The 10,809-nt window shown below is 60.6% G+C and carries 10 protein-coding genes; 2 read left to right on the forward strand and 8 right to left on the reverse strand.

Annotated features, from left to right (window positions below; all coding sequences use genetic code 11):
* Positions 1–148 precede the first annotated feature (148 nt).
* Together LG31_RS0106880 and dhaR are read left to right on the forward strand one after the other, a co-directional pair.
* On the forward strand, positions 149–649 hold the full coding sequence (locus LG31_RS0106880; protein ID WP_033113743.1) for a GNAT family N-acetyltransferase: 501 nt from the start codon (positions 149–151) through the stop codon (positions 647–649).
* 307 nt (positions 650–956) lie between these two features.
* Positions 957–2,858: a dihydroxyacetone kinase operon transcriptional regulator DhaR gene (dhaR, locus tag LG31_RS0106885; RefSeq protein WP_033113751.1), complete on the forward strand. Its 1,902-nt coding sequence runs from the start codon at positions 957–959 to the stop codon at positions 2,856–2,858.
* Positions 2,859–2,952: 94 nt separating this feature from the next.
* Here the strand turns inward: dhaR and LG31_RS0106890 are convergent, their stop codons facing one another.
* From LG31_RS0106890 to LG31_RS0106925, 8 genes are all read right to left on the reverse strand, one after another.
* The gene (locus LG31_RS0106890; protein WP_033113744.1) at positions 2,953–4,035 is read right to left on the reverse strand and encodes a glycerol dehydrogenase; all 1,083 of its coding nucleotides are present in this window, start codon (positions 4,033–4,035) and stop codon (positions 2,953–2,955) included.
* Between the two features lie 156 nt (positions 4,036–4,191).
* Positions 4,192–4,908 (reverse strand): dihydroxyacetone kinase phosphoryl donor subunit DhaM, encoded by a 717-nt coding sequence (gene dhaM, locus LG31_RS0106895; RefSeq protein ID WP_033113745.1) that lies wholly within the window; start codon positions 4,906–4,908, stop codon positions 4,192–4,194.
* Between the two features lies 1 nt (position 4,909).
* On the reverse strand, positions 4,910–5,539 hold the full coding sequence (dhaL, locus tag LG31_RS0106900) for a dihydroxyacetone kinase subunit DhaL (RefSeq protein ID WP_033113746.1): 630 nt from the start codon (positions 5,537–5,539) through the stop codon (positions 4,910–4,912).
* Between the two features lie 9 nt (positions 5,540–5,548).
* The gene (gene dhaK, locus LG31_RS0106905) at positions 5,549–6,619 is read right to left on the reverse strand and encodes a dihydroxyacetone kinase subunit DhaK (RefSeq protein WP_033113747.1); all 1,071 of its coding nucleotides are present in this window, start codon (positions 6,617–6,619) and stop codon (positions 5,549–5,551) included.
* Positions 6,620–6,857: 238 nt separating this feature from the next.
* Positions 6,858–8,216, reverse strand: coding sequence for an NCS2 family permease (locus LG31_RS0106910; protein ID WP_005341567.1), 1,359 nt, complete (start codon positions 8,214–8,216; stop codon positions 6,858–6,860).
* A 272-nt stretch (positions 8,217–8,488) separates the two neighbouring features.
* On the reverse strand, positions 8,489–8,698 hold the full coding sequence (gene cspE, locus LG31_RS0106915; RefSeq protein WP_156854046.1) for a transcription antiterminator/RNA stability regulator CspE: 210 nt from the start codon (positions 8,696–8,698) through the stop codon (positions 8,489–8,491).
* Positions 8,699–9,199: 501 nt separating this feature from the next.
* Positions 9,200–9,484, reverse strand: coding sequence for a YjbD family protein (locus LG31_RS0106920; protein WP_033113748.1), 285 nt, complete (start codon positions 9,482–9,484; stop codon positions 9,200–9,202).
* A gap of 143 nt (positions 9,485–9,627) precedes the next feature.
* Positions 9,628–10,530: a cation diffusion facilitator family transporter gene (locus tag LG31_RS0106925; RefSeq protein ID WP_033113749.1), complete on the reverse strand. Its 903-nt coding sequence runs from the start codon at positions 10,528–10,530 to the stop codon at positions 9,628–9,630.
* Between the last annotated feature and the right edge of the window lie 279 nt (positions 10,531–10,809).

Consider the following 10,809-nt stretch of genomic DNA (forward strand, 5'->3'; position numbering starts at 1 on the left):
ATCGAACCTACGGGCTGGAATTCATGAACAGTTGGAATATGCAATAATTGCGTCTTGAACGGGGTAGAGGGCTACCCTGCCAAACAGAGCTCCCATCCAGCAAACATAAGCCGAATCTGGGTTGAACACAGCGGACAAGAAACAAGAGATGAGCATTCACTACCGCCCGGCGGGCACACAGGATATCGAAGACATAGCTGCCCTTATGTTGGCAAATACCGCCGCACAGGGGGGGCAGTTGACCGGAGAATTTCCACCAGCGCTGATTGCTGAATGGCTGGCAGCAAACCGGCAACACAATATGCCTATCATGCTGGCATTTGATGAGGAGGATCTAGCAGGCGTACTGTTTACCAGCGTGCTAGGTTGGACCGAGTCGCCGGTGGTGCAGGCCATGCTGGCACAGCACCTCCCAAACGCCAACGAGTACCTGTACGGCCCGGTATGCATTGCCGATAATCAGCGCGGCAAGGGAATCCTGCCTGGATTGTTTGCCCAGGTACAAGCAGCATTGCCGGGCAAAAAAGCTCTACTGTTTATCAAAACTGACAATATCGCCTCCATCAAAGCCCACGCCAAAATGGGTATCAGGGAGCTGACGCGCTTTCACTGCAATGGCTGGGATTATCTTGTGCTGCAGGAGGTTTAGTCTTGTCGCAGTAAGTGATGAAGTCGCATGAGAAGTCTGTCACCCTACGAATAGCACGGCAAAGAACCCGACACAGAACTAGAAAAAAGCCTTTAAACTCCTCCACTTTCCTATCAATGTCATGCTGCTTTGTGTGCGCTGGTATCTGGCCTACTATGGGTCTTGTACTGGCTTGGCCAGCAATTTGCCGACGGCGAACCCGACCGGAAGGAGGGCGGGCTTGCCACCCTCTGAGGCAGGTCACTGAATCTGCGGGGAGGGCGTGGTTAAATGGTCGGCTCACATCTTGCCGGATATTGCTGTGACCATGCCATCTGACCTTCAGCCGCTGCTCGCTTGGCCTGACTATCTGCAGGCATCCTGGCTGCGCTGCGCCCACCAGACCAGCGCTACCCTCTGGCATCCACCCCACAGCGCCAAGGGGCAGACCTTGCAGAGCCTGCGCCAGCGCAAGCGCGACCTGCTCACCACCGGCGAGATGGCCCTTGAGGATCTCTACGAATTTATGGAGGGGCGCCCCTGCGCCCTGCTGCTCACCGACGAGAGCGGCTGCCTGCTGGCTCAGACCGGCCACCCCGACACCCTGCGCGAACTGGCGGCGCTGGGGTTTGGCCCCGGCGCCTTTTTCAGCGAGGGACGCATCGGCACCAATGCCATCAATCTGGCGGCGCTGGAGGGAGTGCCGCTCTGCGTCAGCGGCCCCCAGCACTTCAACCAGACCCTTCACCCGTGGCACAGCTGCGCCAGCCCGGTTTACAACAGCAATGGCCGTCAGGTCGCCATCATCGCCCTGATCTGCAAGGTGGAGGAGGCGAGCGCCGGGGATCTGGCGCTCACCGTCAGCGCCGGGCGCGAGCTGGCCCATCTGCTGCAGATGGAGACCCTGATGCAGGAGTCCCAGCACCACCTGAGCGAGCTTTACGCCCTGCTCGACGGCATGGATGACGGGGTGCTGGCCTGGGATCCGCAGGGCCGACTGCGCTACCTCAATGCGTTGGCGGCACACCGGCTGCGGCTCGATCCGGCGCTCTGTCTCGGTCAGCCGCTGGAGCAGCACCTGCTGCTGCCCCAGCGGTTGCAGCTCGCCATCAAGGGGCAGACGCCGCTCAGCCATGTGGAGGTGACGCTGGAGCGACTCGGCGCTCAGGAGGGGGAGTTCATCAATGCGCTGGTGAGCCTCAAGCCGCTGCCGGGGCCGGAGGGGGTCAGCTTTATCGCCCTGCTGCACCCGGTCGATCGGCTGCGGGCCATTCACCAGCTACGCCAGACGGTGCCCGAGCTGTCGGCGTTGGTGGGGGAGTCGAGCGCCATGCGCAAGCTGCTGCGCTACGCCCGGCAGGCGGCCCAGAGTCAGGGGCCGATCCTGCTGCGCGGCGAAGAGGAGGTGGGTAAGGCCCAGCTGGCGGAGGCGATCCACTTTGGCAGCGAACGGGCCGCCGGGCCGCTCATCACCCTCAACTGCAAGGCGCTGCCGAGCGAGCGGATGGCGCTGGAGCTGATGGGTTCTGACGAAGCGGGACAGGAGCGGGCGGGCAAGTTCGAACTGGCCCACGGCGGCACGCTCGTGCTGGAGCAGGTGGAGTGCCTCTCTGCCCCCATGCAGGCGGCGCTGCTGCAACTGCTCAAGACCGGTCGCATCCAGCGCTTTGATTCGGCCCGCATCCTGCCACTCAAGGTGCGGATCATCGCCACCAGCAGCGCCCCGCTGGAGCAGCTGGTGCAGGAGGGGTTGTTTGGCCGCCAGCTGCTCTATGCCTTGCAGGCGTGCGAGCTGTGGCTGCCGGGCCTGCGCGAGCGCACTGCCGATCTGCCGGGCCTGATCAGTCAGCAGCTGGCGGCGCAGGGGCGCGAGCCGGTGCGCCAGTTCAGTCCGGCGGCTCTCGATTGCCTGCTCGCCTACCCCTGGCCCGGCAATCTGGGGGAGCTGCGCAGTGCGATCGAGCATGCCCTGCTTCATGCCGGTCAGGGGCAGATCCCGCCCGAGGCGCTGCCTGCCGCTATTCGTCACGGCTATCAGTTGGTGGCAGATGAGGTGGTGGGGCAACCGCTGCTCACGCTTGCAGCGCTGGAGCGGCAAGCCATCTTGCGCTGCGCTCACGCCTGCAAGGGACAGGTGAGCCAGATGGCCCAGCATCTTGGTATCAGCCGCACCACCCTGTGGCGGCGGCTCAAGCTGCTCGAGATCGATCCCGCCGACTATCACGGTTGACAGCGATCCGAGCCATCGCCAACCGGCCCGCAGCAAATGAAACGGCCCCGCAGTTGCGGGGCCGTGTTATATGGCAGGGTCAGCCGTGGCGTGGTTACAGCCCCAATTGGTGGGCGGTGACGATGGCCGCCAGCACATCCTCGGCAGTGACCTTGAGCGGCATGTTGTGGATGGTCTCGCCTTCGGCGGTGGAGGCTTTGGCCACCTCCATCAGGCGCGCCATATCCAGCTCCTTGACCCCCATCATATGCAGGTTGGTCGGCAGGCCGATCGAGCGGCAGAAGGCCAGCACTGTCTCGATCTCCGCCATCGGCGCGTTCTCCAGCACCAGCTGCACCAGGGTACCGAACGCCACTTTCTCACCGTGGTAGAGGTGGTGACACTCGGCGAGCTGGGTCAGGCCGTTGTGGATGGCGTGGGCGGCGGCCAGCCCGCTGCTCTCGAAGCCGATACCGCTCAGGTAGGTGTTGGCCTCGATGATGTTCTCCACCGCCTTGGTGCAGAGCCCTTGTTCCACCGCCAGCTTGGCCTTGTAGCCGTCGGCCAGCAGGGTCTTGTAGCAGAGCTCGGCGATGGCCTGCGCCGCCAGCGTAGAGGCACCACCGGCCATGGTCTGGCAACCGGAGACCTTGTTGGCGCGCGCCTCGAAGTAGGTGGAGAGCGCATCCCCCATGCCGGAGACCAACAGCCGCACCGGGGCGCGGGAGACCACGCCGGTATCCATGATGACCATGTTGGGGTTGGTCGGGATCATCAGGTATTCGCTGAACTGCCCTTCCGGGGTGTAGATGACCGCCAGCGCGCTGGTGGGGGCATCGGTGGAGGCGATGGTGGGCACTATGACCACCGGCACCTTCTGGTAGAAAGCGACCGACTTGGCGGTATCCAGCGTTTTGCCGCCGCCGATGCCGATGATGACGTCAAACGGGGTCTGGTTGCAGCGGGCCAGCAGCCGGTCGATCTCGGGGCGGGAGCACTCGCCGTTGAAGCAGTCGAACTCCGGTTTGATCCCTGCGCCGTGGAAGCTGGTGGCCACGGTATCGCCCACCAGCTTGGTGACGAAGGCGTCGGCCAGAATGAGTGGCTTGGCGCCGAGCGCTTTAACGTAGTTGCCGATATTGGCGAGGGCCCCGTTGCCTTGCACGTATTTGCTGGGGCTGATGATAATGCGGTCCATATTCTTTCCCTCTCTCTAGTTCATAAGACTTCTTTTGAAACTAACAGGGGCGAAGGGGCGGCAGTGCCGGGGACGCCTTCGTCTTTACTTGCACGACAGTGGTGCTGCACAGGCTCAGCGAGCGAGTGCAGCACCTTGAAACAGTGGCGTGCGGCGTCAGTCGCCGAAACGCTCGTCTGCCAGTTGTTGGAAGCAGGCCAGGGCGACGGTGGCATCCTCGCCGCGCGCCAGCAGGGTGAGCTGGTCGCCCTGACGCACGTTGAGCATGGCGAGTCGGGTGAGGCTGCGGGGGTTGGCCTCTTTATCCCCCTTTTGCAGCTTGAGTTCAGCGGCAAAGGGCTTGAGGGCGGCCACCAGCCGGGCGGCGGGGCGCACATGCAGGCCGTGGGGGTTATCCACCACCACTTCGCAGCGCAGCCAGCCGTCGTCGGCAACGGGGGCGGTCTCCTTCGCGGCCTGCGCCGCGCTGGCTGGCAACATCGCCTGCTTCGGGCCCAGCGCGCCGAGCGCCTCGGCGGCCACCTCATCCAGCGTCAGGCCGGAACCGGCCGCCACCACGGCAGCCAGAGTGCCCTCGACCAGCGGGGCGGGGCAGAGCCGTACCCGGGCGCTCAGCTCCGGGGGCAGCAGTTCGAGGGCGGTCTCGGCGCTCAAGAGGGCGCTGCCCAAGTCCATCAGCACCAGCACGCCGCTGCCGTCATCCGCCTCTTCAATCGCACTCATCACGGCGATGGCATCGGTGCCGATGGGGTGGTCGGGGTCATCGACCCCGGCCGCCAGAAGCAACTTGGCCGGGCTGCCGAGCTGGTCGGCCAGCGCTTTCAATCCGGCCGCCAGCTGGGCGCTGTGAGAGACCACTACGATTCCGATCATGTCACAACCTCGCTCTGTCACGCAGGGCGGTCAGCAGCAGCAGGGTCGAGGTGGCCCCGGCATCCTGATGGCCGATGCTGCGCTCGCCAAGATAGCTGGCGCGCCCCTTGCGGGCCTGCATCTGGATGGTCGCCTCAGTACCGGCTGCGGCAGCTGCTACTGCCTTATCCAGCGCTTCATTGAGCGGTAGCTCTTGCTGCTGCGCCTGCTGCAGAGCGGCCAGTGCCGGCCACCAGGCGTCGCACATGGTCTTGTCGCCCGGCTCGGCGCGGCCGCGGGAGATGATCCCCTCGACTCCGTCGCTCAGCATTTTGCACAGCTGGCTCAGGCTCAGGCTCTGGCAGGCATCGCTGCTGGCCGCAGCCCGGATAAAGAAGGTGCCGTAGAGCGGGCCGCTGGCACCGCCGACAGAGGAGAGCAAGGTCATGCCGGTGGTTTTCAGCACCTGCCCGATATCCTTGTCCGCCACCGCGGGCAGCTTCTCGGCCACTTTAGAAAAGCCGCGCTGCATGTTGAGGCCGTGGTCACCGTCACCGATGTCGGTATCCAGCGCGGTGAGGTAGTCACGCTGCTCGGTAAAGATGTGTTCGCAGTCGAGCAGCCAGTTGACGATGTGATGCTTGCTTAACATGGGTTCTCCTTAGCAGCCGCGACGCAAGGCGGGGGTGTGAACGGGGGCATCCCACAGGGTCATCAGTTCATCATCCACCTTGAGCAAGGTGATGGAGATGCCGGTCATGTCGAGGGCGGTGCAGTAGGGGCCAATCAGGTTGCGCACCAGATGGATGCCCGCCTCTTCGCACAGGGTGGCGAGGCGACCATAGACGCCATAGAGCTCGGAGATGGGGGTGCCGCCGAGGCTGTTGACCAGTGCGATGACCCGATCGCCCTTGTTGAGCGGTTCGATAAAGGTGTGCTCTTCCTGCCAGCTGCCGGATGCTCTGTCCCAGTGGCGCAGAGTGCGGCCATAGGGGGTGTTGTCCGCCAGCTCGCTGAACATGTCGTCCACCAGAGTATTGAGGTCGGTGAAGGGGCGGCGCTCGATGCCCGGTTCACCGTGAATGCCCACGCCAAACTCCATCTCGTTGTCGGCCAGGGTGAAGGAGGGCTTGCCGGCTGCAGGGACGGTGCAGGCATGCATGGCCACGCCTATGGTGCGGCTCTGGTTGTTGATGCGACGGGCTAACGCCTCGCAGCGGGTCAGGTCATAGCCCGCCTCGGCTGCGGCACCCACCAGTTTTTCGCACAGCACGGTCGTGGCAACGCCACGGCGACCGGCGGTATAGAGGCTGTCTTTGACCGCCACGTCGTCATCGATCAGCGAGAAGCCGACCTTGACGCCGTCGCCGTGCAGCAGCTCGACCGCGGTTTCGAAGTTGAGCACGTCGCCGGTGTAGTTCTTCACCAGAAACAGCACGCCCGCGCCGCCATCAACGGCCTGACCGCACTCGTACATCTGATCCGGGGTCGGGGAGGTAAAGATCTCGCCGGGGCAGGCGCCATCCAGCATCCCTTTGCCCACCAGACCGCCGTGCATCGGCTCGTGGCCGCTGCCACCGCCGGAGACCAGCGCCACCTTGCCCATCACGGGGGAGTCGGCGCGGGTGATGTAGTGGGGTTCGATACGGACCTTGAGCTCGGGGTGGGCGGCAGCCATCCCCATCAGTTGTTCACGGACCACAGCATCGACAGCATTGATCAGTTTCTTCATGGCTCACTCCTTGGCTTGCCACCGCTCGGGTGGGCAAATGGTTGATGGAGCCAGTCTAACGACAGAAAAAGGGATAAAAATGACGGCCGATTTGGTTCGGATTTGAAACAGCAGAAGGGGGATAGGTGTTTCAATCTGAAACGGCGCAGGGCTAGCGGGCGGGAAACTGTTAGCTGACTCACAGCCATGAAAAAGGGCCCCGCAGGGCCCTTCGCTACAACCGGAATATGCGGGCGGGTTAGATGGCCCAGCCACCGGCATAGAAGACCACCAGTGCCACGGCGATGATGACGGTGCCGACGTTCAGCTTCTTCCACTCGGCAGCGAACAGACGACCGATGACCAGCGCCACGAAGCCCAGCATGATGCCGGTCACGATGTTGCAGGTGAGCACGATAAAGACGGCGCACAGCATGCCGGAGAGCGCATCGACCGAGTCGCTGAAGTCCAGCTTGGTGACGTTGCCCAGCATCAGCAGACCGACGTACATCAGGGCCGGTGCGGTGGCGTAAGCCGGTACCAGATAGCTGAGCGGGGAGAGGAAGATCATCAGCAGGAACAGCACGCCGACCAGCGCGGCGGTCAGACCGGTCTTGCCGCCAGCTGCGGTGCCTGCGGCAGACTCGATGTAAACGGCAGCTGGAGCACCACCGACGGCGCCTGCCACCATGCTGCTGACGGAGTCGGCAGTCAGGGCCTTGCCGCCGCTGATGATGTGGCCACGCTCGTTGATGAGGCCTGCCTGACCGGCTACGGCACGGATGGTGCCGGTGGCGTCAAACACGGCGGTCATCACCAGCGCCAGTACGGTCGGAATGACTACCGGATTGAGGGCGCCAAGCAGATCCATGCTGCCCACCAGCGAGCCCTTCTCGCCAGTCAGGCTCGGCATGGCGAAGAAGCCGTGCCAGGTCACGTTCGGGTCGAAGATAAGGCCAAGGATAGAGATGGCGATAATCACCATCAGGATGCCGCCCGGCACCTTGCGACGCTCCAGACCGAAGATGGCGGCCAGACCCAGCACCGTCATGATGACCGGGAAGGCGGTTACTTCACCCAGTTGCACCGGCAGACCGGCCCCTTCGTTCTTGATCACCATGCCGACGCCGTTGGTGGCGATCAGCAGCAGGAACAGGCCGATACCGATACCGGTACCGTGGGCGATGCCGGAGGGGAGGTTATCCAGGATCCACTGGCGCACGCCGGTGACGCTGATCAGGGTGAACAGCACCCCCATCAGGAAGATGGCGCCCAGCGCGACCGGAATACTCAGTCCCTGACCCAGTACCAGACTGAACGCGGTAAAGGCGGTGAGGGAGATGGCGCAACCGATGGCCATCGGCAGCTTGGCCCACAGCCCCATCAGCAGGGAGCCGAAGGCGGCGATCAAACAGGTGGCCACAAACACCGGGCCCTGCTCAAAGCCGGCAGCACCCAGCATGTTCGGCACCACTATGATGCTGTAGACCATCGCCAGGAAGGTGGTCAGCCCCGCGACCAGCTCCTGACGCACGCTGCTGCCGCGCGCAGAAATGGAAAAATAAGAGTCCAGAAAGCCGCCAGTCCCTGTTTGGGCGGCCATATCTTGCTTTGCCATAACTAATCCTGAAAGTGTGAAGGAAATCGTTTGCGTTGGTGGCGCGCAAAATAGCAAGAATCTGTGACAAAAGCAGCGAATAACTGGAATTTTTCCTCAAGATCTCTGCATGAGAAGCCATTCGAAGCTTTTTTGGAGACTCAATTGATAAGAGGCAGCGAAAAACAGATCGGAGATGGGGAGGGACGGGGAGGAGATGGCCGCGAGCAGATAGCAAAAAACCCGCCTTGGCGGGTTTTTTCATTCAGACCGGACAGTTGCCCGGGCGTGAATTACAGAGCTACTACGTTAGCAGCAGCCGGGCCTTTCTGGCCTTGCTCGATTGTGAACTCAACGCGCTGACCTTCGTCCAGGGTTTTGAAACCCGGGGTCTGGATGGCGGAGAAGTGAACGAACACATCTTTGCTGCCATCAACCGGGGAGATGAAACCAAAACCTTTCTCGGAGTTGAAGAACTTAACGGTACCAGTCACTTTAGACATAATAATTTCTCTTAAATTTAGTGTTAGAAATGCCATAAAATGGCAAATTTGATTTTTCGTCAGCAATACGTATGGGAAGCACTAAAGAAGGAGAATTATTCGTCAAGCACCATCGAAACAATACTTGCACTAATCACTGCTTTACTAAAATGACTGCCTAACATAATCAGGACTGAACTGCCGAACTATCGCTAACGATTAGAACACGCACTCTTTTTTAAAGCAAATGTTATCTCGTTCTTAACGTTTTATCGTGAATTTAACCTGGTGCAGTAAAAAATAAATATGATGTATATCAACCAGATGGGCGCAGCCTTTGCGCTTTTTCATGGAAAAATAATTTTCCCCGGATGGTGTGGTAAGCAAAGTGACGGCGTAAAACGACGGCTCTTGGTGGGATCAAAAATAATATTCCCGTTTGGGGATTATCAGTCTCTTGCGAGACACAAAAAAGCCGCCTCGCACAGGGCGAGGCGGCTCTTGCATCAGAATCCGGATTGCTTAGCGTTTGCTGCGAAATTTGTTGCTGACCGAATCTATCCAGCTGAACGTTTCTGGCGATGTCTGATTCTTGGCGCGTTCTTTCGCTTTCTCCCGCGCCAGTCTGGATGCCGTCTTGGCTGCTTCGGCGCGATCTGCCACGATTTTCAGGCGCCCCTCTTCGCGGATCCGGTTGCGCTCGCCATTGGTCAGCTGGTGATCGGCATTGGCTTGTGCCTTTTGCAACATCAGGGCTATCTCGGCCTTTTCGGCCTCGGTCAGATCTTTCATTTCCAGCTTTTTCATGGCGCGCTCCAGCGGCAGGGTGTCAGCCACCCTAACACAGTTGTCATATCACACCCCCATGCAATCGCCGTTATGCCGAACAAAGACTGAATTGTGTGACTTCGCCGGATGTTCGCAGCCTTTTCCTGCCCGTTTGCCCCATTTCAGCTGAGAGTGAGCTGCGCTTCTGTCAGTGCCTCATCCGGTTCGACATGGATCAGCACGATGGCGTGGGGCAGCTCTGCCATGATGGCATGCTCGATCCGGTCGCAGATATCGTGGGCTTCACCAATGCTCATCTCGGGCGGCAGGGTGAGGTGAAAGTCGATATGGCGGCGGCGGCCAGCACGGCGACTGCGCAAGTCGTGGAAGCCGCTGGCGCTCGGACAGCATTCGGTGATGATGCGGCTGGTCATGGCCAGCTCTTCCGGGCTCATGCTCTCGTCGATCAAGGGCTGGAAGGCCTCATTGAGCATGCTGATCGCCTCTCTGACGATAAACAGGGCAACCCCGATGGCGACCAGCGGGTCGAGTATGGCGAGAGAGTGGCCAAACAGACCGGCCAGCCAGATCCCGCCAAGGCCGACCGCCACGCCAGCGGAGGTGAGCACATCCGCCTTGAGATGCAGAGCGTCAGCCGCCAGTGCAACCGACTCCTCTTCCCGGGCCACCTTGTAGAGGTAGGCCGAGACGCCGCTGTTGACCAGCGCCGAGATGACCATTACCAGCACACCCCAGCCGATGCTCTCGATGGCGGTTGGTTGCAGGATTTTGTCGACCGCCTCGAAGATGATCCAGACCGCGGCGAGCAGGATCAGCAGCGCTTCGATGACGCCGGAGACGTTCTCTATCTTGTCGTGACCATAGGGGTGGCGATCATCGGGAGGCAGATCGGATTTTTTCACGGCGAACAGGGCGATCAGGGCGGCTACCAGATCCATGGCGGAGTGGATGGCCTCCGAGATAATACTGACCGAGCCGCTGGCAAATCCGGCCACCAGTTTCATGGTGATCAGGCTGATATTGGAACAGACCGATACCATGGCTGCTCTGGTTTTTCTGCTCATGAGACTATTTCCTGAATAAATAGCTGACTTTCCGATGTGGCCGGCCATTATATAGAGTTATTCGAAAATAACCTATTCAGGGTTGTAACTTCATGTTTCCGGTGATATTGAGAATGCTTATTAAAATTGTGGCGCTTAAATGCATTGAATATTTATAAGTAAGTTCCTTCTCTGCCTGATTTTATTATTCATCCATTTTTCATGCGGTTGTTCTGAGAATATCAGTGGAACAACATTTAATAATGCGAATAACTCTTTTTTGGTCTTTCATGCCGGCCC

Source organism: Aeromonas lacus (assembly GCF_000764665.1).
Taxonomy (GTDB): Bacteria; Pseudomonadota; Gammaproteobacteria; order Enterobacterales; family Aeromonadaceae; genus Aeromonas; species Aeromonas lacus.